The sequence below is a fragment of the Xanthobacteraceae bacterium genome, from assembly GCA_019454205.1.
Lineage (GTDB): Bacteria > Pseudomonadota > Alphaproteobacteria > Rhizobiales > Xanthobacteraceae.
Genome location: CP075369.1, coordinates 823,629 through 847,532, shown reverse-complemented (window position 1 = coordinate 847,532; position 23,904 = coordinate 823,629). Strand labels below are relative to the sequence as shown.

Sequence of the window (23,904 nt, the reverse complement as noted above, 5' to 3'; positions counted from 1 at the left end):
AGGTCAGTTTGTTGAAATCCGCTTCTTGGGAGCGGTGCGCCGCAGGAACCGGCGAAATTTCGGCGAAATGGAAACCAAGGTCAATCGCTCTCCTATTTCACGAAGCGAAGCGCGAAAATGGTCAGGATCGGGAAATACAAGAGCAGGATCGCGCGGAATACGTCCGAGATCAGGAACGGTACGATGCCGCGATAAATCTCTCCGATCGGCACGTTGCGCGCGATGTTGGCGACGACATAGACCGTCAGCCCCACGGGCGGCGCGATCAGACCGATGGAGATCACGACCAGCATCAGGATGCCGAACCAGATCACGCGCTCGTCGCTGGTCATGTCCCAGAGTTCGAGCGCCCTGATGGTCGGCAGAACCACCGGCAGGAACAGGAGCATCATCGCCAGTTCGTCCAGCACGCAGGTCAGCAGCACGAAGACGATAAGGAAGCCGCCTATGATGAGCAGCGGATGCGTGCCGAGATTGCTCGCCCACTCCGCCAGATCGGCCGGAACCTGCGTCAGCGCCAGCGTGGTGTTCAGCATCGCGGCGCCAAGCAGCATCGTGTAGATCATCGCGGAAGCCTGCGCCGCGGGCAGCACGCATTTGACGATCGTGCGCCAGCCGATGCGCGCGCGAACGATGGCAAGCAATAGCGTGGCGCTCGTCCCAATGGCCGCACCTTCAGTCGCGGTGAACCAGCCGATATAAATGCCGGTGAACATCAGAATGAAAATCGCAGCAATCGGCCACGCTTCCAGCGTCGCCGACATGCGCTCCTTCTTCTGATCGCTGGCGTCGATCTGCGGCGCGGGTGCGTGCTCCGGGTACAGGCGCACATAGATGCCAATCGCGATCATGAAGAAAACCGCGGCGATGACGCCGGGGACCACGGCCGCCGCGAACAGCTTGATGATGCTCTGTTCCGCGAGGAAGGCATAAATAATGAGAATGAAGGAAGGCGGCACCAGAATGCCGAGCGTACCGCCGGCCGCCAGCGTTCCGGTCGCGAGGCGATCGGAGTAATTCAGCCGCTTCATCTCCGGCAGCACGACCTGACTCATGGTCGCGGCAGTGGCGACCGAAGAACCACTGATCGCACCGAATGCGGCGCAGGCGACGATGGCGGCCTGCGCGACGCCGCCGCGCATGTGGCCGACCCAGGCATTGGCCGCACGGAACAGGTTTCTCGAAAAACCCGCGGCGGAAGCGAACTGCCCCATCATCAGGAACAGCGGGATGACGGACAGATCGTATTTGGAGAACGTACTCCAGCTCAGCGACTTCAAGTAATTAAAGAGCGTCGGCGCGAGCGGGATCGTAAAATAGTCCACGAGCGAAGACGTATTCCAGTTCAGTTTCTGGATTGCCTGCGCGACGATCGCGTAATCGCGGATGTACCAGTAACCGGCAGCGCCGGCAGCGAACATCGCGGCACCGAGCGGAATCCGGATCGCGATCAGCAGCATCATGCCGCCGATGATGAACCCCGCGAGTTCAGCTTTGTTCATGTTCGACCCGCTGCGAGATTCCTACCCAGCCGAGCGCCTGTCCAAGCGCAGTCAACGCCGCAAGCATCATGCCGGGGATCATGCCGGCATAACCGGCCCAGATCGGGAAGCCGAGCAACATGCTGGTTTCGCCGTTCAGTTTCAGTTCGTGCGCACCGACCGCCGCGCGCCACACGACGAGGAAGAACATCAGCGCCATCACGAAAGCGCCGATGCGATACATGATGTTTTGCGCCCGCTTCCCCGCGCGCAGCGTAAAGACATCGACGAAGATGTGTCCGGCAGTGATCTGGCAATAAGCGAGAAACAACGTTCCCGCGATCGCGATGCCGATTTCTACGAGTTCGAAATCGCCGAGGATCGGACGGCCGAAAACGGCGCGGCGGACGATGCTGAAAGCAGACATCAGTCCGATCACCGCGACCACGATGCCGCCGGCATAGGCAAACGTCACTGCGAGCCGGTGAAACGGCGCATGCAGCCAGCCGCCGCTCGCAACTAGTTCTCTGGAATCGTCGCTCATCTCCCCGCCCGGACTGTCGTCCCGCGCATCTTTTTTGTGCGCTCTCCGGAGCCGTCCCGCTTCCCCACGACACGGCCATCCTTTGCCGAATCCGATACCGCGCAGGTACCGCGATTGGCAACGGAGCGGGCGCCCCCGCAGCCGCATTAATCGCAGACGTTCAATGCTTTGGACGTTTTATCCTAGTCCGGAACTTTTGCGTTTACGGGTTGTTAAGGAAATCGGCAGAGCATTTTCGCACCTGCGAACAAGCGCCTTGGCCGGAAGTTGGACAGAAAATGACGCTTCCCGAATTGCCGCTGATCGAATCCTCGCCGCCACTGGTCCCCGCCGGTCCTTTCGGACTTGCCGGGAAGATGCAGACGCTCCTGCAAGCCCTGAAACCCCGTACTGATGCGGAGGCGCTACGCCTCCTGCGCGCGAACTTCCCGCACAGCTCGCTCAGCGAGCGCATGAACGCGCTTTCCAGCCGACAGCGGAAACCGCCGCGCTAGTTCAGGCGGTCGGGCCGGTTCTCTATGTCTTCCTGCGGAGCAATGACAGCTTCGCCACCAATTACATGCGCCTTCTCAAGCCGCTTGTAGTGGAAGTATGCGAGCGGAATGGTCGTGAGATAGCCGAGCACGATCACGGTCAGCAGTTCCCACGGATAGCTCAGCAGCGTCGCGACGAAGAGCACCGCCAACACCAGGATCGGCAGCACATATTCCCGCGGCACACGGGCGCCGAGCTTCTTGCCGGACCAGGTCGGAATGGTCGAGACCATCAGAAGCGCGATACCGAGCGCATAGACCAGATAAAGCGACGGGCTGAACGAGAAGCGCGGCACGCCCAGCATTTCCAGATAGACCGGCAACAACACCACGATCGCAGCGGCCGGCGCGGGTATGCCGACGAAGAAATTGCCGGCAAATGCCGGGCGGTTTGGGTCGTCCAGCATGACGTTGAAACGTGCGAGACGCAGCGCCGCGCAAAGCGCGAAAACCAGCATCACGATCCAGCCGAGGGTTTTCAGCGGGCCGAGGCCCCAGAAGAACAGGATCAGCGCGGGTGCGCAGCCGAAGTTCATGAAGTCGGCCAGCGAATCCAGTTCCGCGCCGAACCGCGACTGGCTTTGCAGATAGCGCGCGAGGCGGCCGTCCACGCCGTCGAGGATCGCGGCCAGCACGATGCCTGCAATCGCAAGATCCATGCGGCCTTCGATGGCCATGCGGATCGCGGTCAGGCCGAGACACAGCGCCAGCAGCGTGACGAGGTTCGGCAGCAGCGCGCGGATCGGGATGCGGCGGAATTTGCGGCGCGGATGCTCGCCGCCCGGCTCGAAGGGAGGAAAGAGGCTCATGGCGCTAGAATAGCACCCCGATCGGGGCGGTTTGAAGCCGGGCTGGACGAGGTGGTTAAGCGGCGCGGAAGGTCGGTTCCGGGGCCGTCGCGGCCAGATCGGCGATGATGGTCTCCCCGCCCAGCGCGTACTGCCCCGCCGCGACCAGCGGCTTGGTTCCGGCCGGCAGATAGATGTCCACGCGGGAGCCGAAGCGGATCAGCCCGATACGCTCGCCGGCGGCGACAAGCTGGCCTTCCTTCGCGAAACAAACGATGCGCCGTGCGATCAGCCCCGCGATCTGCACCACGCCGTAACGGCCCGAAGGCGTGCGGATGACGAAGCCGTTGCGTTCGTTGTCCTCGCTCGCCTTGTCGAGATCGGCGTTCAGGAACTTGCCCTTGCGATAGACGATGCGCTCGATCTCGCCCGAAACCGGGCTGCGGTTCACGTGCACGTCGAACACGCTCATGAAGATCGAGACGCGCGGCACGGAAGCAGCGCCCAGTCCCAGTTCTACCGGTGGCACCGCCAGTGCGACCTGCGAAATCCGCCCGTCCGCGGGGGCCACGATCAGGCCGTCGCGCACCGGCGTCACGCGCGTGGGGTCGCGGAAGAAATAGATGCACCACAGCGTGTGGATCACGCCGATCCAGCCCAGCGGACGCCAGATAATGAAAAGCACCAGCGCGGCCAGCGCGAAAACCCCGATAAAGAAATAGCCTTCGGGATGGATGGGCGCGATCTGTTTGCGGATGGAATCGGCGATGGACATGCTTGAGACCAGATTTGAAACGCCAGTAGAGCGGTCACGGGCCGCGCGTCAACGGGCCAGTTCGTAGCCCTACTTCCGGCCGTTCTGTGGCATAGAGACTGACGGAATTCCGGAGCCAATATGCTTTCCTATGCCCAGCATTTCGAGGACGTCTATCTCGCCCGCTGCTTCCGCGGGAAGAAGGATGGTTTCTACATCGACGTCGGGGCGGGACACCCGGTGGTCGATAACGTCTCCTTCGCGTTTTACCTGCAAGGCTGGCACGGCATCGCGGTGGAGCCGAACCCGAAGCTCGCGCAACTCACGCGCAGCGTTCGTCCGCGCGACATCGTCGCGGAAACGCTGGTCGGCGCGCAGCCGGGAGAAGCCACCTTCTATCTGGTGGACGATTTCCACGGCCTCTCCACCATGATCGGAGAGAACGCAGCCGCGGCGGAAGCGAATTACGGCAAGCGCTCCGAGACGCGCACCCTTCCCGTCACGACCCTTGCCGCGCTCTGCGCACAGCACAAGCCGAAGGAAGTCGATTTCCTGAAGATCGACGTCGAGGGTGCGGAGAAGGACGTGCTCGCGGGCGCGGACTGGAAGAATTACCGGCCCAAGGTCATCGTGATCGAAGCGACCATGCCCGCTTCTCCCGAACCGAACTGGAGTGGCTGGGAGCCGCTGGTGCTTTCGCAGCGCTATCGCTTCGCGTTCTTCGACGGATTGAACCGTTATTATCTCGCGGAAGAAGCGGCGGCGCTCGCCTTGCATTTCGAAGCGCCGGTCAATCCGTTCGACAAGGCGGTGCAGCTCAGCCGCTTCCGCGGCGCGCTGGAAGACGGCTCGCATCCCGACCACAAGCTGGCGGCCCTCGCCGCGCGCAGCTTCCTCACGCGGATGCCGCTGATCGACCGCAAACTGCTGGTCGAACTTCTCACCGCCGACCTGAATCCGGCCGCACTGGCGCACCCCGCGAGCGATCAGGATCTGCTCGCGATTTTCGACCGGCTACTGGGGCGCGAACCTTCACCGGAAGAACTTGCGCAGGCGAAAAGCGCCGCGAAAGGCAAGACGTTGCGCGAGGCCTATGACGCGATTGCGGGTCTCGACGCGGTGCGCGCCGCAATGGGCAGGATTTCCGGCAGCTACGCCTGGTAGCTCGACCGGCGATTACTCGGCCGCCTGCGGCGGCGTGGAAACGCCGGCGGCGGGCGGTTCCGGGATATCCTTCACGGGCGGTTCGGCGTTCGGCTTCACGCGCGGCGTTACTTCGTCGGCAACCTCGCGCAGCTTCTCGCGCGCCTCGTCCGCCTCGCGCTGGCGGTTCCACATTCCGGCATAGAGGCCACCCTTCGCGAGCAGCTGCGCATGCGTGCCGCGCTCCACGATCTGTCCCGCTTCGAGGACGATGATCTCGTCGGCGTTGATGACGGTGGAAAGCCGGTGCGCGATGACCAGCGTGGTGCGCCCGCGCGCGACGCGCTCCAGTGCGTCCTGAATTTCTTTTTCCGTATAGGAGTCGAGCGCGGAGGTCGCCTCGTCCAGCAGGAGAATGGGCGGCGCCTTCAGGATGGTGCGGGCAATCGCGACGCGCTGCTTCTCGCCGCCGGAGAGTTTCAGGCCGCGCTCGCCGACTTCCGTATTGTAGCCTTGCGGCAATACGCGGATGAAGTCGTCGATCTGCGCCAGCGCCGCCGCTTCCTCGATCTCGGCGTCGGTCGCATCCCAGCGGCCATAGCGGATGTTGTAGCGGATGGTGTCGTTGAACAGCACGGTGTCCTGCGGGACCATGCCGATGGCCGCGCGCAGCGAGCGCTGCTGCACGTCGCGGATATCCTGTCCGTCGATGGTGATGCGGCCGCCGTTCACGTCGTAGAAGCGAAATATCAGCCGCGAGATGGTGGACTTGCCCGCGCCGGACGGCCCGACGACCGCGATGGTTTTCCCGGCCGGCACCTCGAAGGAAATGCCCTTCAGGATTTCGCGCTCCGGCTCGTAGCTGAAGCGCACGTCCTCGAAGCGAAGCGTGCCGTTCGTCACCTGCAACGGCTTCGCGCCCGGCTTGTCACCCACCTCCGGATTGCGCGAAAGGATGCCGAACATCTGCTCGATGTCGATCACCGCCTGCTTGATCTCGCGATACAGCATGCCCATGAAATTCATCGGGATATAAAGCTGGATCAGCATGGCGTTGATCATGACGAAATCGCCGACCGTGCGCCGCCCCGCCTGAATGTCGTAGACGCACATCACCATCATGACCGTGAGGCCGATGGTGAAGATCGCCGCCTGCCCCGCGTTCAGCACGGCGAGCGAGGTATAGGTCTGCACGCCCGCCTTCTCGTAGCGTGCGATCGACGTATCGTAGCGCTCGGCCTCGCGCTTCTCGGCGACAAAATATTTTACGGTCTCGTAGTTGAGGAGGCTGTCCACCGCCTTCGCGGTCGCGTCGGTGTCAGACTCGTTCATCCGCTTGCGGATGCCGATGCGCCACTCGGTCGCCCGATACGTGTACGCCATGAAACAGATCATGGTAACGACCACAACGGCCGCATAACGCCAGTCGAAGGCGATCAGGAGAATGGCGGTAACCAGCGCGAGTTCGATGAAGGTCGGCGCGAGTTGCAGCACCACGAGCCGCACCAGTTCCTCGATGCCGTTGCGCGCGCGTTCCAGAATTCGCGTCAGGCCGCCAGTCTTGCGCTCCAGGTGAAAGCGCAGCGACAGCGCGTGCATATGCTCGAAGGTGCGTTGCGCGAGGCGGCGCACTGCATGCAGCGCGACCTTCGCAAACAGTCCGTCGCGGAGCTGCGTCAGCAACGCCACCGAAACCCGCACGCCGCCATAGAGCACCACCAGCGCGGCCGGCGCGGAGAGAATCGCGAAGATGCCGGTCATCTCCAGCGGCTTGCCGCCCGAAACCGCGACCAGCGCATCCGTCGCCCACTTGAAGGTGAACGGCATCAGCACCGTGATCAGTTTCGCGACGAGCAACAGCGCGAAGGCGAAGAACACGCGGCGCTTCAGGTCGGGGCGACGCGAGGGCCACATGTGCGGCCACAGACTGACGATGGTGCCGAGCAGCGTGGGGCGGGTGGGAGAGATTTTATCGTTCATTTTTGCCTGAGGCGGCGGGCGATGCCCGCGGCCGTGGGTGTATTCCTCGCGAAATGAGGCTTCAGCGTGCCCACCGCGGCGGCAACATAGTCCGGACCGGGGATTGGGCCAAACGTCGCAATTCCTGCATTTCCGTTCGGCATAGTGCGTTGCAGTGCTATGTAGGTATTCCTCCCCCGTTCTGCGAGCCTGTTCCATGCGACGTATCCTGCTGCCACTTTTCGCCCTTGCCTGCCTCGCCCTGCCCGCATCGGCGGGTGCGCAAACCCTCAGCGCGCGCGGCGCGAACGGCGCGCAGGTCGCGGTGGAAGCGGCCGATGGTGAAAAGGGCGTGCAACTCACGATCACGGCCGGGAACCGCGAACCGCAGGTATTCGACGGCGTGGGCGACGCGCTGGTGCCGCTCCGCGCCGGCGGGCGCAGCGGGCCGATCCTCGCCATCGACGTGGACCGCGACGGCGTGGACGAGATTTTCGTCCGCACGTCCTCGCAGAACCGCACCGGCATCCTGATCGTGTTCCGCTGGGACGCGATGACCGAGCAATATACGCCGGTCAGCTTCACCGAGGACACCGGCACTCCGAGGCCCTATCTGCTCGTTCACCTGTCGCAGCCGGTTTCGGTGAACGGCAACGTGGTCGAGGCCAATAACGACAGCACCGATGGCGCGCGCAAGCGACTGCGCGTGCTGCGCTACCAGTGGAACGGCCGCGGCTTCGACTATTCCGGCTCCAACTGACCGCCTTGACGCGGCCCGAATGGGCCGCCACATCCGCGCGCATGGCTGAAATCAAGACCGTCTGCGTTTACTGCGGCTCCTCCACCGGCTTCGATCCGAAATATGCCGAGGCTGCGCGTGCGCTCGGCCGCGCGCTGGCGGAGGCGAAGATCGCGCTCGTCTTCGGCGGCGGCGGGCGCGGGCTGATGGGCGAACTCTCCCGCGCCGCGCGCGCCGGTGGCGGGCATGTCACCGGCATCGTCCCGAAGTTTCTGGTCGAGTCCGAACAGGCCGCGATGGCCAACGCGACCGAGATGATCGTGGTCGAGGACATGCACGTCCGCAAACGCACGATGTTCGAGCGCGCCGACGCCTTCGTCGCACTCCCCGGCGCCATCGGCACGCTGGAAGAACTGATCGAGCAGATGACATGGGCGCAGATCGGCCAGCACGAAAAACCGATGCTGCTCCTGAACCTCGACGGCTACTGGGACCCGCTGCTGAAACTGTTCGACCGTTTCTGCGAGGCGGGCTTCCTGCGCCGGGAATGGATCGAGAAACTGATCGTGGCCGCGAAGCCGGAAGAAATCGTCCCGGCGCTGCGCGCGGCCATCGCCGCCATCCCGCGCCGGACGCTCGACGAAAAAGGCGCGGAAACCGTCACCGAAAAGATGTGACGGCGTTGCCGCTCAGGCGGGCGCGTTGCTTTTCAGGAGTTTCCACGTAATCGAGTCGAGCAGCGCCTGAAACGAGGCGTCGATGATGTTCGGCGAGACGCCGACCGTGGTCCACTGCTCGCCATTCTCGTCGGTGGATTCGATCAGCACCCGCGTCACCGCGCCGGTGCCCCCATCGAGGATACGAACGCGGAAGTCGGTCAGCTTCAGGCCGGAAATATAGGACTGGTACTTGCCGAGGTCTTTCCGGAGCGCGACGTCGAGTGCGTTCACCGGGCCGTTGCCCTCGCCCGCCGAGATCATGGTCTCGCCGTCGATGCGCACCTTCACGGTCGCTTCCGCCACGGTGACGAGTTCGCCGCGCGCATTGTAGCGGCGCTCGACGTTCACGCTGAAGCGTTCGACGTCGAAATATTCCGGCACCTTGCCGAGCATCCGGCGCGCGAGCAGCGCGAAGGAGGCATCGGCGGACTCGTAGGAGTAGCCCATCGCCTCACGGCGCTTCACTTCCTCCAGAAGATAGCTGAGGCGCGGATCGTTCTTGTCGGCGGCGATGCCGATGCGCTCCAGTTCGGCCAGCACGTTCGACTTGCCGGCCTGATCGGACACCATGACCTTGCGGCGGTTGCCGACCGACTCCGGCGAAACGTGCTCGTAGGTGGTCGGGTCCTTCAGGATCGCGGAAGCGTGGATGCCCGCTTTCGTCGCAAAGGCATTCTCGCCGACATAGGGCGCATATTTGTCGGGCGCGCGGTTCAGGATTTCATCCACCGTATGCGCGCAACTGCGGAGCGTCGTGAGTTGCTCCGGCTTTACGCCGATGTCGAACTTCTCCACGAAGTCTTTCTTCAGCAGCAGCGTCGGGATGATCGAGCACAGGTTGGCATTGCCCGTGCGCTCGCCGAGGCCATTCAGCGTGCCCTGGATCTGGCGCGCGCCCGCACGCACGGCTGCGAACGAGTTCGCCACCGCCTGTTCGGTGTCGTTATGCGCATGGATGCCGACATGGTCGCCCGGAATATGCTTCACCACTTCCGCGACGATGGTTTCGACTTCGTGCGGCAGCGTTCCGCCGTTGGTGTCGCACAGCACGACCCAGCGTGCGCCGGATTCGTAAGCCGCCTTCGCGCAGGCGAGCGCGTATTCCTTATTGTCCTTGTAGCCATCGAAGAAGTGTTCGCAGTCGATCAGCGCCTCGCGGCCGGAAGCGACAATCGCTTTCACGGAATCGCGGATGCTTTCGAGGTTTTCTTCCGGCTGGATTTCAAGCGCTACCCGCACCTGAAACGCGGAGGACTTCGCAACGAGACAGACCGCATCGGATTTCGCCGCCAGCGTGCCGCTGAGCGCGGGATCGTTCGACACGGAGCGGCCCGCGCGCTTGGTCATGCCGAAAGCGGTGAGCTTCGCATTGGTATTGTGCGCCTCCGAGAACAGCGCGGTATCGCTCGGATTTGCGCCGGGAATGCCCGCCTCGATGTAATCGACGCCCAGTTCGTCGAGCATCCGCGTGACGCGGAGCTTGTCGCCGATGGTGAAATCGACGCCGTGCATCTGCGCGCCGTCGCGCAGCGTGGTGTCGAACAAATAGAGCCGTTCGCGGGTCATAGCCATCTACCGAATACGCCGAAGTAATAAAGTGCGAGGATCGCGGCTGCCGCCATGACGGCGAATTTCAGCACGACATAGTAGGTGCGGTGCTCCGGAAACGGAGGCTTGTCCTGTTCCTTCATCGGCTCACCTTTCGATTACGATTCAAGCGCTTCGCGCCGGATTTCAGCATTTGCTGCGCAGCGAAAAACGCTTTGTTTTCAATAGATTGCATATGAGCGCAACAGATCAGATTCCGGTTCAGGCATTTGCAGTGGCGATTCCGTTTCATAGCGATCACCTGTTGCAATCCGGCTGCGACAGCGGACAGAGCTTGATGTTCTTCGTCGCGTTGTCGATCGAGTTTTTCACATCGCGTTCGATGCGGAATTGCGTCTCTCGCGCATTGCGCTGATCGGCCTTCGACTGGATACGCCACGCACCGGCAACGCCGATCGCTACGAGTAGCGCAACGATGGTCAGCGTGCCGTTTCTGGTTTTCCAGAAATTCATCGCGCGATCTCCCAGGTCGTGGTGCCGTCCTTGTTGTCCTTGATGACGACGCCCATGGCTTTCAGTTCGTCGCGAATGCGGTCGGACTCAGCGAAGTTCTTCGATTTGCGCGCTTCAAGTCTAGCCGCAATCAAAGCATCGACGCCTGCTCGATCAACTTGAGATTCTTCGCCTCGCACCCACTTCGCGTAAGATCGAACATCGATTCCAACCGCAAGAAGCGCTTGATCAATTGCGTCGTCATTATCTAAATCGTGAATTCTTGAGAGCACTAACGGCGTATTTAAGTCGTCAGCCAAAGCCTCAAGTATTTCTGACGTCGGCGTAGACGATGGATTTCGTTCCCGAGTCGGGAGACCTTGCAAAGCAAAATCAAATTGTTTGATCCGTTTACTAAGTCGCATCAATGCCCTTTCACTTTCCGCGAGCGCGGCGACGGTCCAATCGATCGGCGAACGATAGTGAGTGCGAAGCATGGCAAACCGTAGAACTTGGCCTGACCAGTTCCTGCCTCCAAATTTCTCGGTTCGTAGCAACTCGTTGATTGTCACGAAATTCCCGAGCGACTTCGACATCTTCTCGCCTTCGACCTGCAGGAAGCCGTTGTGCATCCATGTCTTCGCCATCAGCGGCGCATGGAATGCGCAACGCGACTGCGCGATTTCGTTCTCATGATGCGGGAAGACGAGGTCGATACCGCCGCCGTGAATGTCGAAGGTCTCGCCGAGATGCTTCCACGACATCGCGGAGCATTCGATGTGCCAGCCGGGGCGGCCCGGCGTCTTGATGCCGGACGGCGAAGGCCACGCCGGCTCGCCGGGTTTCGACGGCTTCCACAATACGAAGTCCATCGGGTTGCGCTTGTAGGGTGCGACCTCGACGCGCGCGCCTGCTTCCATCTCGTCGAGCGTGCGGCGCGCGAGCTTGCCGTAGTCGTGCATCTTGCCGACCTCGAACAGCACATGGTCCTGCTCGACATAGGCGAAGCCGCCCTGCACCAGCCGCTCGATGATGTCGCGCATCTGCGCGATGTGTTCGGTCGCGCGCGGCTCCACGTCGGGACGCAGGCAGCCCAGCGCATCGACGTCTTCATGAAACTGGCGTTCGGTCTTCTCGGTGACGAGGCGGATCGCGTCGTTCAGCGGCAGGTCGGGATATTCCTCGGCCGCGCGCGCGTTGATCTTGTCGTCCACGTCCGTGATGTTGCGGACATACTTCACCTTGTCCGCGCCGTAGCGGTGGCGCAGCAGCCGGTAGAGCACGTCGAACACGATCACGGGCCGCGCGTTGCCGATATGGGCGAAGTCGTAGACCGTAGGGCCGCAGACATACATGCGGACCCCGCGCGCGGGATCGAGCGGAGCGAACGGCTCCTTCTCCTTGGTCAGCGTATTGTAGAGCCGAAGCTCCATAGCAATCTCCGTCCCGCGGACCGGAACGTTCGACTCTCAGTTTTTCGAGAATAAACGGCCGTCCGCGCCTGCTGTCAGGAGCGAATAATCTCGCGGCAAATGCCGAAGAAAACGTTGTGGGCCGTGGTCATGGGCGGGACCATGCTTGCGCGGCGGGGGGCCGTCAAGGGGTTGGGCTGGCCAGTGTTGCCGCGCGGACTCACCATGCCGCTTGCGGCATTGGACAAGCCGGTTTCGCGTTGACCCGTCCGGCCATGGCGCGTACCCCGGCCCGGAAACAACGTTAACGGCTCATCAACCCGACAGGCGCACTCTTTGCAGCGGAGACCCACGAGGCCTCCGGGGGATACGGGATTCACGCCGATGCTACGCCAGACCGCCTTTGCCGCATGCCTGCTCGCCTGCGCGACCGCCGCGCATGCGGAAACGCGCACCTTCGTGCTCGACAGTTCCGAGGGCTACGGCATCGACCGCTGCCTCTCGCGCGGCGAATCCTGCGGCCAGGCCATGGCGACGGCGCTGTGCCAGTCCCATCAGTATGTGAAAGCCGTGGACTTCGGCCGCATGGACCCGACCGAAATCACCGGCACCGTCCCGGCGGGCATGAAAGCCAGCGTATGCGAAGGCAAGAACTGTCCCGAGCAGGTTGCCATCACCTGCACGCGCTAAAACTGCGCCAGCATCCAGAAAGGTCGAGGCCGGCTTAGTCCGGCCTTTTTATTTGCGCGCACGCGAATGCGAGCCAAAAGAAAACGGGCGGTGCTTTTGGCACCGCCCGCTAACTCAAATCTCTTTCGGAGAAGTCTTACTTCACCTTCGAGAGCAGCGTGTCGAACGACACCTTCACGATGAAGGCTTCCGAGCAGTAGGTCTGCGAAGCGCGGTTCGTAGCGCCCGGGATGCCGAGGACAGCGGCACACGAAGCGGTGCTGTGATCGGTGTCGTGATAACGGAAGTCGATGGTGATCGCCTTGTAGGTCAGCGCGAAGCCAGCGTTCCAGTAGGTGTAGGACGGATCGACCAGGTGGAAGCCCGGCACGAAGTTGATGTCCCAGTAGCCGACTTCACCGGAGATGAACGAACCCCAGTTGCCCGACGTCCACGGCGTGACCCACTTCAGGGTGGCCGAGGTGTAGAGGGCGTCGACATCCGTACCAGCGAACAGGCTCTGGTTCAGGAGGTCCGGAGTGTAGAACAGGTTCACGCCGAAGGTCAGGTCCGGAGTAACCGCATAAGCGGCCTTCACGTAGACTTCCTGGAAGTCGGTGTTGAAGGTCTCTTGCGGATACCAGTAGTACCAGTAACCGACGTCGAGCGAGAACTTGCCCCAGGTGTTACGCCAGCCGGCGTAGAAGTCGATTTCCGATGCGGGATCGGAAAGGCCGACGTCGCCGCTCAGGTCGACGCCGCTGCCGGCGACACCAGCGTAAAGCTGGCCGACAACGCCGTTGTACTGCACTTCGAAATAGGCACCGCCGGTCGGGCTACGGTCCGACTGCGAGATGCCGCGGAAGTTGTAGTCGGATCCAATCCAGCCGCCGATCGCAACGTCCCAAACCGGAGCCGGAGCCGCCTTCAGGATCGGCGCCTTCACCGGAATGTCCGCCGCCACAGCAGCGCCGGTCAGGAGCGCAAGCGCTACGCCGGTTCCCAGGATTTTCTTCATCTTGTTACCCCTCATCGTGTGACCCCGAATTCTCATTGACTGCCTGGCTCTTGGTCCGGCCGGAGATGGGTCAAGTAATCCCCGGGCAAGCCGTACCCCGTATTTCGAGTGTCAAAATCCAATATTTGCAGGGGTTTTCGCAACGTTACCGCTTAGGCAACGTGCCTAATCGTTATGCAAAGGGGGGGGTTGAAAACACGGATTTCCGTAGGCGTTGCAGAATTGACACATCCTAAAGTACCCCCAGCCCCGCCAAAGACCGCGAATAGCTCCGTTGCGGCCTGCCACGCGCCGGAATTCGCCTCAGGAAGCCTGCTTTGCGAGGGCAATCGCGGAGCGGAGAATCGCCAGATCGCCGATATGGTTCGCGAGAATCAACGCAAGACGTGCGTTGAAGGCGGCACTTTCCGTTTCGCTCAGGTCGCGATGCGCATCGACCATCGCTTCGTAGGCGGCATCGGGATTCGGAAATCGCGATTCAGTGTTCAGATCGGGCATGGAATCGCTCCTTCAGTTCAATCCTCTGGCTTTGACAACGGCCGCGCGCACGCGTGCGGCATCGAACACGCGCATTCGCGCGCAAAGATGCTGATCGGGACGAAGGACATAGGTTGCGCCGGGCGTTGCATCGAAGCGCGTGGCGAATAAACCCTGCGCGTCGATCAGATCTTCGCCGATCACCGTGAGCCTGACGCCTTCCGGCACTTCTGGACGCGCGCCGTTTTGCACGTACAGCACTTCGAATTCGCCGCCGAGATTGCGGAGCAGGAACGAAGGCTTGCCTTGTGCAAGCACCGGCGCATCCGGCACCGGATGACCAAGCACCGCGCTGCCGCCAAAGTGCTCGCGATCCTCCGTCGAGAGCAAGGAATCGTAGCGGCTCGCGACTGAGAGCCTTCCTGAATTGACCATGCGGCGCGCGAAGTTCGCATGCGGTGCAAGCTGGAGCACGGCGTTGCGCAATACGCGCTCGGCAGCGGTGCGCGGTGCAATGAAATCGGTCGAACGGGTCGAGTGGCCGATGTTCTCGTCCGCCGCCTGCCCGCGTTCGGTCTCATAACTTTCCAGAAGCGAAGCAGGCGCTTCGCCTTTCATAACCAGCGCGAGTTTCCAGCACAGGTTTTCCGCGTCCTGAATCCCGGAATTCGCGCCGCGCGCGCCGAACGGCGACACCTGATGCGCGCTGTCACCCGCAAAAATTACCCGGCCGTGCACGAAGCGCGCGAGCCGTGCGCAGTTGAAACGATAGACCGAAACCCATTCCAGCTCGAAGGCGCGCTCACCGAGCATCCGCTTCAGGCGCGGCAGCACCCGCTCCGGCTTTTTCTCCGTTTCCGGGTCGGCGTCGGGACCGAGTTGCAGGTCGATGCGCCAGACGTTGTCGGGCTGACGATGCAGCAGCGCGGACTGGCCGGAATGAAACGGCGGATCGAACCAGAACCAGCGCTCGGTGGGGTAATCCGCCGCCATCTTCACGTCGGCAATGAGGAAACGTTCCTCGAAAGTGTGCCCTTCGAATTTCAGGCCGAGACAATCGCGCACCTTGGAGCGCGCACCGTCACAGGCGAGACACCAGTCCGCATCAAGTTTGTATTCGCCGTCCGGCGTTTCGATGGTGAGACGCACGAAATCGTTGTGGCGTTCGACGCCCGTGACGCGATTGCGCCAGCGCAGGTCGATCTGCGGCAATTCCTGCGCGCGCTCGACCAGATAGCCTTCGAGATAATACTGCTGGATGTTGATGAAGGCCGGTTTGCCGTGGCCCGGTTCGGGCAGCAGATCGAACGAATAGACCTGCTTCTCGCCCAGAAACACCTTGCCAAGTTGCCAGGTCACGCCCTTCTCGACGAGGCGGTCGCCGAGATCGAGCCGGTCCATGATTTCGAGCGAGCGTTTCGAGAAGCAGATCGCGCGCGAGCCTTCGCCGATGCGGTCGGCGTCGTCGAGAATGACAGCCGGGATGCAGCGCTTCGCAAGGTCGAGTGCGGCAGTCAGCCCGACCGGACCCGCGCCGACGATCACGACCGGACGGCGCACCGGTGCCGACGCATCCTGATCGGGCGAGCGGCGATAGCCGAACTGATAGACGGATTTCTTTTCGTTACCCGCGCTCATGACGGCGCACCCTCGGCGGGCGCCGCGCGCGAAGCGGCGGTTACGGCTTGAAGTCGAGCTTGGCGTCCACGCCCTTGCGGGTCTTCTCGTCGCACGGACCCTTGTCGGTCCATTCTTTCTGCACCTGCGCGACCACGATCGAGTTGATGAGTCCGATCAGCGCGATCTGGCGATCGGACTTCTTCACCGTCTTGCGAAGGTGCTCGGTTAGCGGATCGAAATTCCGCTTCTTCCAGTCGAGGCCGCAATAAGCCGCCAGACCGTTCACGGCGCCATTGCTGATGAACCAGCTGGTTTCCGTCAGCGAGAGCGGCGGGTTTTTCTTTTCCGCTTCGGTGGCAGGCGCGCACTGGGTAGTCGCGCCGCATTGCGCTTTCTGGATGTTCGAAAGTGCGGTCTGCAATACCTGCATCACGACGCCTTCCTTTGAAGGCGGCGGCGCCTTTTGTTGCGCCACTACCGGGGTAACGGCGGCGGCAAAGATCAGGGCGGACAGCAGGGCACGCATCGTCGTCTCCACGAATCAGGCTCGGCAGCGACCACATTTCATGCCGCCACCGGGCGGTCCATAGCGGGAAAAAAGCAAATCGCTGCGAACCGCGCTTCGTAGTGCGGAAATTGGGAAGAATTTGTGTCGCGGGAACCGAGCGCATCGCCGCAGGCCCGCTACAATTTGAAGTCGAGTTGCGCTTCGATGCGTTTCTTCAGTTCGTCGCTGCACGGCTCTTTGGCGGCGAAGGCTTTTGCCGCCTGCTCCTGCATGATGCCGTGAATGAGGGCAATCAACGCCATCTGCCGCTCGTTCTTCTTCACGGTATCGCGCCAGTAACGCATCATCGGCAGGAAATTACGCCGCTGCCAGTCTGCATTGCAGTGCTGGCCGAATGCGCTGAACACGGCCCTGCTCATCACGCGCCGCGTTTCTTCGACGGTCAGCGGCGGGTTTTTCTTTTCTTCTTCGGTTGCGGGCGCGCAAGGCTTCCTGTCTTCGCAGATCGCGCGCGGCAACGCGGAGAGCGCCACTTGCTGTATCCGCTTCACGAGTTCATCGCTGACCGGCGGCGTGGATTGCGCAAATGCCGGCCGCGCGGCGAAGACGATGAGAAGCGCCAGAAACAGATTTCTCATGCCTGCAATGCCGCCCACATCTCGCGGTCGCGCGCGGCGGTCCAGATCACCGGATGGTCGATGCCGCGCGCTTCGTCATAGGCGCGCGAGACGTTGAAGGGCATACAGTGTTCGTAGATCGCGAAGCTCGAATATTTCGCATCCATCGCGGCGCGCGCGGCGGTCCAGGCGTCTTTCAGCGAACCGCCCTTCGCCGCGACCGGCGCGACGCTGCCATAGAGGTCCGCGAGAAAAGCGCGGGTGAGCTTGATGCCGTCGTTCACCTGCGCCGAAGTTTTCAGTGCCGCGCCACGCCCCGGCACCAGCGCCGCCGCGTTGTACGCCGCGAGATTGTCGAGCGTGCGCGGCCAATCTTTCAGGTGCGCGTCACCGCAATAGCAAGCAGAGTGGTACTCGACGAGATCGCCGGAGAAAACCACATTGGCATCAGGCACATAGGCGATGACATCGCCTGCCGTATGCGCGCGGCCGAGATGATTGATCCGCACCTCGCGGTTGCCGAGCCAGACCGTGATTTCATCGGGGAACGTGATCGTTGGCCAGGTCAGGCCGGGGATGGATTCCTGCGCGCGGAACAGGCGCGGAAAACGGCCGATCTCCGAGTCCATATCCTGTTGCCCGCGCTCGACGATGAGGCCGCGGGTGGCATCGGACGCGAGGATTGCCTTCGCGTTGTAGGCGGAAGCGCCCAGCACGCGCACCGCGTGATAATGCGTGAGCAGGACATGCGTGATCGGCTTGTCGGTGACCTGCCTCACGCGGGCGATGACATCCTTTGCCATCACCGGCGTCGCCTGCGCGTCGATCACCATGACGCCGTCGTCACCGACGATGATGCCGGAATTCGGATCGCCTTCCGCGGTGAAGGCGTAGAGATCGCGGCCGATCTCCTCGAACGTGACTTTCTTCTCCGACAGGTCGCCGGTGGACGCGAAATTCGCCATTGCTTTTTCTTTTCTTATTTCGGTTCGCGGCGGTTCGGATCGAAGTGTTTTTTCAGCCCGGTCCAGCAGTCGATGTAATTGTCCTGCAGCGCGGGCGTGGTCGCCGCGTATTTCGTGACGCGCTGGCGGAAGCGGGTTTCGAACATAAAGGCCAGCGTGTTCGCGAGCTTCACGGGCTTCAGCTCGACATTACTGTTGTGCTCGAATGCATCGACGTCGGGGCCGTGCGGCAGCATGGTGTTGTGCAGACTGATGCCGCCGGGGACGAAACCTTCGGGCTTCGCGTCATAGACGCCGTACACGAGGCCCATGAACTCCGACATGATGTTGCGGTGATACCACGGCGGCCGGAACGTATTTTCGGCGACGCCCCAGCGCTCCGGGAAAATCACGAAGTCGATGTTGGCGGTGCCCGGCGTTTCGGACGGCGACGTCATCACCGTGAAGATCGACGGATCGGGATGATCGAAGCTGATCGCGCCGACCGGCGAGAAGTAACGGAGATTGTATTTGTAGGGATAGTAGTTGCCGTGCCACGCCGCGACATCGAGCGGCGAATGGCCGGTTTCGGTCTTATACATTTCGCCGCCCCACTTCACATAGAGCGTATGCGGCGCTTCGATATCCTCGTAGGCGGCGACCGGCGTGTGGAAGTCGCGCGGATTGGCGAGGCAGTTCGCGCCGATGGGTCCGCGGTCGGGCAACGTGAACGCACCGCCGTAGTTTTCGCAAACATAGGCGCGCGCAGGACCGCCGAGCAGTTCGACGCGGAAGATCACGCCGCGCGGGATGATGCAGATTTCGCCCGGCTCGATGTCGATGATACCGAACTCGGTGCGGAAGCGCAGCGCGCCATCCTGCGCGACGATCAGAAACTCGCCGTCGGCGTTGAAGAAATGCTCGCGCTCCATCGAGGCGTTCACGAACAGCATGTGCGCGGCCATACCGTTCATCGACTCGCAGTCGCCCGCGACCGTGATGGTGCAAAGGCCGTTGACGAAAGTGGTCTTCTCCTTCGGGATCGGCAGCGGCGACCAGCGCAACTGCCCGATCGGCATTTCGGTATCGTCGCGCTCCGGCGCGGTGCGGATATTGCCGCGCCCGATGCGCGTGAAACGCGCGGTGTGCTTCACGCCCGGACGCACGCGGTAGAGCCATGAGCGCTGGTTGGTGGCCTGCGGCGCGGTGAACGGGGAGCCGGACAACTGCTCGGCATAGAGGCCGTAATTCACCTTCTGCGGCGAGTTGCGGCCGATGGGCAGCGCGCCGGGCAGCGCTTCGGTCTCGAAGGTATTGCCGAAACCGGACATGTAACCGGGAAGAATCGCGCTTTGCGGCACGGCGGTGCTGCGCGTTTCTACGGGTGCGGTTCTGCGATCGCTCGCCATTCGCCTACTCCCTCGCGCGGAATTCTCCGCGTCTGTTATGATTATTTTGCGCGCGCGGTTGCCGCGCGTTGCCATTCATGGCAATTTAGTTACACATGAAACCAATGTCAAACCGCGCCCCTTCGGCGCTCCAGCTCGAGAAGTTCCTGCCCTACCGGCTGGTGGTGGCGGCGGCCCTCGTCAGCCAGGCGACCGCGCGCACCTACGCCACCAAGTACGGCATCGGCATCGCGGAGTGGCGCGTGATCGCGCAGCTCGGCGAATTCGGCACCATGACCGCGAAGCAGATCGGCGCGCGCAGCCATATGCACAAGACCAAAGTCTCGCGCGCGGTGGCGACCCTGACAAGAAAGAAAATGCTGACGCGCCGCGCGAACCGCGAGGACAAGCGCGAGGCTTTCCTCTCGCTCAGCGACGAAGGCAGCGAAGTCTACCGCTCCATCTCCCCTGCGGCGCTGGCGCTCTCGAACCGCATGTTCGGCGAAGTCTCGGCGGAAGACCGCGACGCCTTCGAGCGCGTGCTCGATACCGTCACCGCGCGCGCGGCGGTGCTGGCGGATACGGCGGTCGAAGTTCCCGACTAGCTGTAATCAAACTGACATTGGCCCGTTGCTAACTGCCGCCGACTCGAATGGCGGGAGATTCAGGTGGCGACGAAACGCGAATCGCGCGGCAAACTGAAGAACGCGGTCGGCTACGGCCGTTCCCTCTCGCCGCGAAACCTCGCGAACCGCCTGTTCGCCAAGCTGTTCGAGGGCCTCGTCTACCCGCAAATCTGGGAAGACCCGGAAGTGGACATGGCGGCGCTGGCGATCACGCCGGACTGTCATGTCGTGACGATTGCGTCCGGCGGCTGCAACGTCCTCTCCTACCTGACGGCAGACCCGAAGAAGATCACTGCGCTCGACCTCAATCCGGCGCATATCGCGCTGAACCGGCTGAAGGTCGCGGCGGCGGGCAACCTGCCCGACTGGCATTCGTTCTACCGCTTCTTCGGCAACGCCAACGACCTCGCCAACGCAGATGCCTACTGGCAAACGCTGCGGCCTCATCTCGACGAAACCACGCGGCAATACTGGGAGAAGCGCCGCTACGGCATTGGCCAACGGCGCATCGAAGTTTTCGGACGAAACTTCTATCGGCACGGCCTGCTGGGACGTTGCATCGGCTTCGGCCACCTCGTCGCGCGCGCATACGGCGCCGATCCGCGCAAGCTGTTGCGCGCGAAGACGCTGGAAGAACAGCGCAACTTCTTCACCGAGACGCTCGCGCCGCTGTTCGACCGCCGCCTGATCCGTTGGGCCTTTGCACAACGCTATTCGCTGTTCGGTCTCGGCATTCCGCCGGCGCAATACGAAGCGCTCGCGGCAGCCGGCGGCGGAAACGTCGCGGCGGTCGTTTACGAGCGGCTGGAGCGCCTCTCCTGCGGCTTCGACCTGCGCGACAACTATTTCGCGTGGCAGGCGTTCGGACGCGGCTATGCACCCGAAGGCGAAGGCCCGCTGCCGCCCTATCTGCGCCGTGACTTCTTCGAGATCGTCCGCTCGCGCGCGAAGCGCGTCGAGATCGAGCACCGCTCCTTCACCGAATATCTCGAACAACAACCCGGCGCTTCGCGCGATCGCTACATCCTGCTCGATGCGCAGGACTGGATGACCGACGCGCAACTGAACGCGCTCTGGCGCGAGATCACGCGCACCGCGAAGCCCGGCGCGCGCGTGATCTTCCGTACCGCCGCGCAGGAGAGCCTGCTGCCCGGACGCGTCGCACCGGAAATTCTCTCAAATTGGCATTACGAAGCCGAGCTCTCGCGCGTATTCGCGGCGCGCGACCGTTCCGCGATCTATGGTGGCTTCCACCTCTACCGGCTGCTGCCGAAAGCATGAGCGAAGCCGCCGCAGCGATGGACCGGATGTATCGCGGCCAGCGGCACATCTACGACGCCACGCGCAAATTTTATCTGCTTGGCCGCGACCGGCTGATTACGAAGCTCGCGCCCGCGCCCGGACAAAGCGTGCTCGAAATCGGCTGCGGAACGGGACGCAATCTCATCCTTGCCGCGCGCCGCTACCCGGACGCGCGCTTTTTCGGCATCGACGTTTCGGAAGAAATGCTGGCCACCGCCCGCGCGCACATCGCGCGCGCCGGATTGCAGGATCGTATCCGTCTCGCGCAAGGCGACGCCACGAGCTTCGATCCGTTGGCCCTGTTCGGCGAAAGCGGGTTCGAGCGTGTGTTCTTCTCCTACACTCTCTCGATGATCCCGCCGTGGCAGGCGGCCATCGAACACGCACTGACGCTGCTCAACGAAAGCGGCGAATTGCACATCGTCGATTTTGGCGATCAGGCGCGACTGCCGCGCGCCTTCCGCGCGCTGCTGCGCAAATGGCTGACACTGTTCCACGTCACGCCGCGCGACGAACTGGACGGCGTACTGGAAAAACTCGCCACGGCAAACGCGGTGCGCCTGCAAGCCGTTCCGCTCTATGGCGGCTATGCGCAATCGGCGGTGCTGCGCGCATAAACATATGGCCGCAAGGATGCTAAAAGGCACCGGCAAACCCGGAGCCTTGCCGTGCTTTACAACCCGCCAGCCTTTCGCGAGTCCGACACTACTGCCCTGCAAGCGCAGATGGCGGCGTCCGGCCTCGCCACACTGATCTCGGTCGGCTCACAGGGACCGATCGTCAGCAACCTGCCGCTGGTGTTCGACGCGGCGGCGGGCGCGCACGGCACGCTGACCGGCCATCTCGCGCGCGGCAATCCGCAGTGGAAGGAAAGCAACCTCGGCGTGCCTGCGCTCGCGCTCTTCAACGGAAACGACGCCTATGTCTCGCCGTCCTGGTATCCATCCAAGCAGGAGCACGGCAAGGTAGTTCCGACCTGGAACTACTCGTTGATCGCCGCGCGCGGCCGCCTCGAAATCTTCGAAGACGCGGAGACGCTGCGCGAGAACGTCGAAAAAATCACCCGGCGCTTCGAGGGGCGATTCGAACATCCGTGGGAAGTCGCGGACGCGCCGGAAGATTTCATTGCGCGGCAACTGAAAGGAATCGTCGGCGTCCGCCTCGTGATCGAGAGCGTCGAGGGCAAGGCGAAGCTCAGCCAGAACCGCACGCCCGCTGACCAAAAGAGCGTGATGGAAGCGCTCGGCGGTTCCGGAAATCCCGCGGACCAGGCGGTTGCCGCCGCCATGAAAGCCCGCCAGCCCGGCTGAAGGGCGCACGGCCGGTTAGCCACCATCTTTCGGTCACGTTATTCTGTGCTTTAGCAGCGAATCCTGCGTAAAACGGCGGCATAAATGACCCCTGAGCGGCGTATCGGCCTTGTGCTTGCGACCCTGGTGGCCCTGACGGGTGCCGTGGTCTCGCAGCCGTTGCCGCCGGGCAATATTCCGAACGCGCCTCCGGGGCCGCCGCCTCCGCCGTTCCAGCAACAGTTTCCGCCGCGCACACAGCAATACCCGCCGCCGGCTAACGCGAACCCGGTCTGTGCGCGGCTGGAGTCCTCGCTCCAGCAACTCAACAGCAACAGCGGCGGCAATCCTGACGTGGTGAGCCGCTACGAAGACGCGATCATCCGCCAGCGGCAGGAACTCGATCAGGCCATCGCGCAGTCGCGCCGCCTCGGCTGCGACCGCCGCGGCTTCTTCATCTTCGGCGGCGGCAATCGCCCGGAACAATGCAACGCGCTGGAGCCGCAGATCGACCGGATGCGCTCCAACCTCGACCGCATGCAGGCCGAGCTTTCGCAGGTGCGCGGCTCCAATTCGGACGGCAATTACACGCGCGATCTCCAGCGCCGCCAGATCCTCGCCTCGCTCGCGCAGAACAACTGCGGCCCGCAATACCGTAACGTGCAAATCCAGCCGCAGCGTCCGCGCGGGTTCCTCGAACAACTGTTCGGCAACAACGACGAAAGTCCTGACGTGAATCCGAACACGATGCAGGAAGGCGGCGGCTACCGCACCGTCTGCGTCCGCATGTGCGACGGTTTCTACTTCCCGATCAGCTTCGCCACCACGCAGGCGCGCTTCGGCGACGACGAGGCGTTGTGCAAGCGCCAGTGCCCGGCGGCGGATGTCGCGCTGTTCTATTACGGCAATCCGGGTCAGGACATTCAGCAGGCGCAGTCGCTCGGCGGGCAAAGCTACGCGCAGCTTCCGAACGCCTTCAAGTACCGTAACGAGTTCAACCCGTCGTGCTCCTGCCGCGGGCCGGGCCAGAGCTGGGCCGACGCGCTCGGACAGGACCAGACCATCCAGCGCGGCGACATCATCGTCACCGAGCAGCAGTCGAAGCGGCTGTCGCAGCCGAAGACGCTGCCGCAGCAGAACCAGACGAAAGCCAATCCGCAGAAAAACCTCAGCCCGCTGTTCTCTCCGAACCAGAGCCAGTTCGAGACGCCGCCGTCGCAGGAAAATCCGCAGACGCAGAACGAGCAGCAGCAGACGCAACAGCCCGCCAACCCGAACCAGAAGCGCCGCGTGCGCGTGGTCGGCCCGCAGTTCTACCCGGTGCGCTGACGCTT

At 62.8% G+C, this 23,904-nt stretch carries 25 protein-coding genes; 10 read left to right on the top strand and 15 right to left on the bottom strand.

Translation table 11 applies throughout. The features are described from left to right. Positions 1-92 precede the first annotated feature (92 nt). Both KF794_04125 and KF794_04120 read right to left on the bottom strand, forming a co-directional pair. Positions 93-1,502, bottom strand: coding sequence for a TRAP transporter large permease (locus KF794_04125; GenBank protein ID QYK45889.1), 1,410 nt, complete (start codon positions 1,500-1,502; stop codon positions 93-95). Continuing rightward, on the bottom strand, positions 1,489-2,025 hold the full coding sequence (locus KF794_04120) for a TRAP transporter small permease (protein ID QYK45888.1): 537 nt from the start codon (positions 2,023-2,025) through the stop codon (positions 1,489-1,491). The genes KF794_04125 and KF794_04120 overlap by 14 nt, the downstream gene beginning before the upstream one ends. 278 nt (positions 2,026-2,303) lie before the next feature. Here KF794_04120 and KF794_04115 point away from each other — a divergent pair, with 278 nt between their 5' ends. Beyond that, positions 2,304-2,519, top strand: a complete 216-nt coding sequence (locus KF794_04115; protein QYK45887.1) for a hypothetical protein — start codon at positions 2,304-2,306, stop codon at positions 2,517-2,519. On the opposite strand, the gene pssA is transcribed toward KF794_04115, so the two are convergent. After that, positions 2,516-3,367, bottom strand: a complete 852-nt coding sequence (gene pssA / locus KF794_04110; protein ID QYK45886.1) for a CDP-diacylglycerol--serine O-phosphatidyltransferase — start codon at positions 3,365-3,367, stop codon at positions 2,516-2,518. The two genes, KF794_04115 and pssA, sit on opposite strands and share 4 nt — an antisense overlap. 55 nt (positions 3,368-3,422) lie before the next feature. Continuing rightward, positions 3,423-4,121: a phosphatidylserine decarboxylase gene (locus tag KF794_04105; GenBank protein QYK45885.1), complete on the bottom strand. Its 699-nt coding sequence runs from the start codon at positions 4,119-4,121 to the stop codon at positions 3,423-3,425. Positions 4,122-4,241: 120 nt separating this feature from the next. Here KF794_04105 and KF794_04100 point away from each other — a divergent pair, with 120 nt between their 5' ends. Further along, positions 4,242-5,264 (top strand): FkbM family methyltransferase, encoded by a 1,023-nt coding sequence (locus tag KF794_04100; protein QYK45884.1) that lies wholly within the window; start codon positions 4,242-4,244, stop codon positions 5,262-5,264. A 12-nt stretch (positions 5,265-5,276) separates the two neighbouring features. Here KF794_04100 and KF794_04095 read toward each other — a convergent pair whose 3' ends face one another. Beyond that, on the bottom strand, positions 5,277-7,223 hold the full coding sequence (locus KF794_04095) for an ABC transporter ATP-binding protein/permease (protein QYK45883.1): 1,947 nt from the start codon (positions 7,221-7,223) through the stop codon (positions 5,277-5,279). A gap of 196 nt (positions 7,224-7,419) precedes the next feature. Between KF794_04095 and KF794_04090 the strand changes: the two genes are divergently transcribed. Beyond that, the gene (locus tag KF794_04090) at positions 7,420-7,962 is read left to right on the top strand and encodes a hypothetical protein (GenBank protein QYK45882.1); all 543 of its coding nucleotides are present in this window, start codon (positions 7,420-7,422) and stop codon (positions 7,960-7,962) included. Between the two features lie 41 nt (positions 7,963-8,003). Beyond that, positions 8,004-8,618, top strand: a complete 615-nt coding sequence (locus KF794_04085) for a TIGR00730 family Rossman fold protein (GenBank protein QYK45881.1) — start codon at positions 8,004-8,006, stop codon at positions 8,616-8,618. Positions 8,619-8,630: 12 nt separating this feature from the next. On the opposite strand, the gene cimA is transcribed toward KF794_04085, so the two are convergent. The 3 genes from cimA to cysS form a co-directional block, all read right to left on the bottom strand. Continuing rightward, positions 8,631-10,226: a citramalate synthase gene (cimA, locus tag KF794_04080; GenBank protein QYK46585.1), complete on the bottom strand. Its 1,596-nt coding sequence runs from the start codon at positions 10,224-10,226 to the stop codon at positions 8,631-8,633. Positions 10,227-10,505: 279 nt separating this feature from the next. Then, the gene (locus tag KF794_04075) at positions 10,506-10,721 is read right to left on the bottom strand and encodes a hypothetical protein (GenBank protein QYK45880.1); all 216 of its coding nucleotides are present in this window, start codon (positions 10,719-10,721) and stop codon (positions 10,506-10,508) included. Then, complete coding sequence (gene cysS, locus KF794_04070; GenBank protein ID QYK45879.1) at positions 10,718-12,133, bottom strand: cysteine--tRNA ligase; 1,416 nt, start codon at positions 12,131-12,133, stop codon at positions 10,718-10,720. The genes KF794_04075 and cysS overlap by 4 nt, the downstream gene beginning before the upstream one ends. A gap of 363 nt (positions 12,134-12,496) precedes the next feature. Here cysS and KF794_04065 point away from each other — a divergent pair, with 363 nt between their 5' ends. Beyond that, complete coding sequence (locus KF794_04065; GenBank protein QYK45878.1) at positions 12,497-12,802, top strand: hypothetical protein; 306 nt, start codon at positions 12,497-12,499, stop codon at positions 12,800-12,802. 136 nt (positions 12,803-12,938) lie between these two features. Here the strand turns inward: KF794_04065 and KF794_04060 are convergent, their stop codons facing one another. The 7 genes from KF794_04060 to hmgA form a co-directional block, all read right to left on the bottom strand. Further along, positions 12,939-13,799 carry a TorF family putative porin gene (locus KF794_04060; GenBank protein QYK45877.1) on the bottom strand — a complete coding sequence of 287 codons (861 nt, stop codon included), beginning with the start codon at positions 13,797-13,799 and terminating at the stop codon, positions 12,939-12,941. A gap of 303 nt (positions 13,800-14,102) precedes the next feature. Then, entirely contained in the window at positions 14,103-14,297 is a 195-nt protein-coding gene (locus KF794_04055; GenBank protein ID QYK45876.1) for a DUF2783 domain-containing protein, read from the bottom strand. Between the two features lie 12 nt (positions 14,298-14,309). Beyond that, positions 14,310-15,914 carry an FAD-dependent oxidoreductase gene (locus KF794_04050; GenBank protein QYK45875.1) on the bottom strand — a complete coding sequence of 535 codons (1,605 nt, stop codon included), beginning with the start codon at positions 15,912-15,914 and terminating at the stop codon, positions 14,310-14,312. 40 nt (positions 15,915-15,954) lie between these two features. Then, entirely contained in the window at positions 15,955-16,422 is a 468-nt protein-coding gene (locus KF794_04045) for a hypothetical protein (protein QYK45874.1), read from the bottom strand. 158 nt (positions 16,423-16,580) lie between these two features. Further along, the gene (locus KF794_04040; protein QYK45873.1) at positions 16,581-17,042 is read right to left on the bottom strand and encodes a hypothetical protein; all 462 of its coding nucleotides are present in this window, start codon (positions 17,040-17,042) and stop codon (positions 16,581-16,583) included. After that, on the bottom strand, positions 17,039-17,986 hold the full coding sequence (locus KF794_04035) for an MBL fold metallo-hydrolase (GenBank protein ID QYK45872.1): 948 nt from the start codon (positions 17,984-17,986) through the stop codon (positions 17,039-17,041). Before KF794_04035 ends, KF794_04040 begins: the two co-directional genes overlap by 4 nt. A 14-nt stretch (positions 17,987-18,000) precedes the next feature. Then, the gene (hmgA, locus tag KF794_04030) at positions 18,001-19,374 is read right to left on the bottom strand and encodes a homogentisate 1,2-dioxygenase (protein QYK45871.1); all 1,374 of its coding nucleotides are present in this window, start codon (positions 19,372-19,374) and stop codon (positions 18,001-18,003) included. 104 nt (positions 19,375-19,478) lie between these two features. Here hmgA and KF794_04025 point away from each other — a divergent pair, with 104 nt between their 5' ends. The 5 genes from KF794_04025 (at position 19,479) to KF794_04005 (ending at position 23,899) form a co-directional block, all read left to right on the top strand. Then, positions 19,479-19,958 carry a MarR family transcriptional regulator gene (locus tag KF794_04025; GenBank protein ID QYK45870.1) on the top strand — a complete coding sequence of 160 codons (480 nt, stop codon included), beginning with the start codon at positions 19,479-19,481 and terminating at the stop codon, positions 19,956-19,958. Between the two features lie 63 nt (positions 19,959-20,021). Then, positions 20,022-21,260, top strand: a complete 1,239-nt coding sequence (locus tag KF794_04020; protein QYK45869.1) for a DUF3419 family protein — start codon at positions 20,022-20,024, stop codon at positions 21,258-21,260. Next, positions 21,257-21,898 carry a class I SAM-dependent methyltransferase gene (locus KF794_04015; protein ID QYK45868.1) on the top strand — a complete coding sequence of 214 codons (642 nt, stop codon included), beginning with the start codon at positions 21,257-21,259 and terminating at the stop codon, positions 21,896-21,898. The genes KF794_04020 and KF794_04015 overlap by 4 nt, the downstream gene beginning before the upstream one ends. Positions 21,899-21,949: 51 nt before the next feature. Continuing rightward, positions 21,950-22,591, top strand: a complete 642-nt coding sequence (locus tag KF794_04010) for an FMN-binding negative transcriptional regulator (GenBank protein ID QYK45867.1) — start codon at positions 21,950-21,952, stop codon at positions 22,589-22,591. 84 nt (positions 22,592-22,675) lie between these two features. Continuing rightward, complete coding sequence (locus KF794_04005; GenBank protein QYK45866.1) at positions 22,676-23,899, top strand: DUF2865 domain-containing protein; 1,224 nt, start codon at positions 22,676-22,678, stop codon at positions 23,897-23,899. Positions 23,900-23,904: the final 5 nt, after the last annotated feature.

Coding starts and splice junctions, on each gene's coding strand:
- pssA (QYK45886.1), bottom strand. CDS start 3,367: ATGAGCCTCTTTCCTCCCTTCGAGCCGGGCGGCGAGCATCCGCGCCGC.
- KF794_04105 (QYK45885.1), bottom strand. CDS start 4,121: ATGTCCATCGCCGATTCCATCCGCAAACAGATCGCGCCCATCCATCCC.
- cimA (QYK46585.1), bottom strand. CDS start 10,226: ATGACCCGCGAACGGCTCTATTTGTTCGACACCACGCTGCGCGACGGC.
- cysS (QYK45879.1), bottom strand. CDS start 12,133: ATGGAGCTTCGGCTCTACAATACGCTGACCAAGGAGAAGGAGCCGTTC.
- KF794_04065 (QYK45878.1), top strand. CDS start 12,497: ATGCTACGCCAGACCGCCTTTGCCGCATGCCTGCTCGCCTGCGCGACC.
- KF794_04115 (QYK45887.1), top strand. CDS start 2,304: ATGACGCTTCCCGAATTGCCGCTGATCGAATCCTCGCCGCCACTGGTC.
- KF794_04025 (QYK45870.1), top strand. CDS start 19,479: ATGTCAAACCGCGCCCCTTCGGCGCTCCAGCTCGAGAAGTTCCTGCCC.
- KF794_04095 (QYK45883.1), bottom strand. CDS start 7,223: ATGAACGATAAAATCTCTCCCACCCGCCCCACGCTGCTCGGCACCATC.
- KF794_04050 (QYK45875.1), bottom strand. CDS start 15,914: ATGAGCGCGGGTAACGAAAAGAAATCCGTCTATCAGTTCGGCTATCGC.
- KF794_04040 (QYK45873.1), bottom strand. CDS start 17,042: ATGAGAAATCTGTTTCTGGCGCTTCTCATCGTCTTCGCCGCGCGGCCG.
- KF794_04060 (QYK45877.1), bottom strand. CDS start 13,799: ATGAAGAAAATCCTGGGAACCGGCGTAGCGCTTGCGCTCCTGACCGGC.
- KF794_04090 (QYK45882.1), top strand. CDS start 7,420: ATGCGACGTATCCTGCTGCCACTTTTCGCCCTTGCCTGCCTCGCCCTG.
- KF794_04055 (QYK45876.1), bottom strand. CDS start 14,297: ATGCCCGATCTGAACACTGAATCGCGATTTCCGAATCCCGATGCCGCC.
- KF794_04035 (QYK45872.1), bottom strand. CDS start 17,986: ATGGCGAATTTCGCGTCCACCGGCGACCTGTCGGAGAAGAAAGTCACG.
- KF794_04005 (QYK45866.1), top strand. CDS start 22,676: ATGACCCCTGAGCGGCGTATCGGCCTTGTGCTTGCGACCCTGGTGGCC.
- KF794_04075 (QYK45880.1), bottom strand. CDS start 10,721: ATGAATTTCTGGAAAACCAGAAACGGCACGCTGACCATCGTTGCGCTA.
- KF794_04100 (QYK45884.1), top strand. CDS start 4,242: ATGCTTTCCTATGCCCAGCATTTCGAGGACGTCTATCTCGCCCGCTGC.
- KF794_04125 (QYK45889.1), bottom strand. CDS start 1,502: ATGAACAAAGCTGAACTCGCGGGGTTCATCATCGGCGGCATGATGCTG.
- KF794_04045 (QYK45874.1), bottom strand. CDS start 16,422: ATGCGTGCCCTGCTGTCCGCCCTGATCTTTGCCGCCGCCGTTACCCCG.
- hmgA (QYK45871.1), bottom strand. CDS start 19,374: ATGGCGAGCGATCGCAGAACCGCACCCGTAGAAACGCGCAGCACCGCC.
- KF794_04120 (QYK45888.1), bottom strand. CDS start 2,025: ATGAGCGACGATTCCAGAGAACTAGTTGCGAGCGGCGGCTGGCTGCAT.
- KF794_04015 (QYK45868.1), top strand. CDS start 21,257: ATGAGCGAAGCCGCCGCAGCGATGGACCGGATGTATCGCGGCCAGCGG.
- KF794_04085 (QYK45881.1), top strand. CDS start 8,004: ATGGCTGAAATCAAGACCGTCTGCGTTTACTGCGGCTCCTCCACCGGC.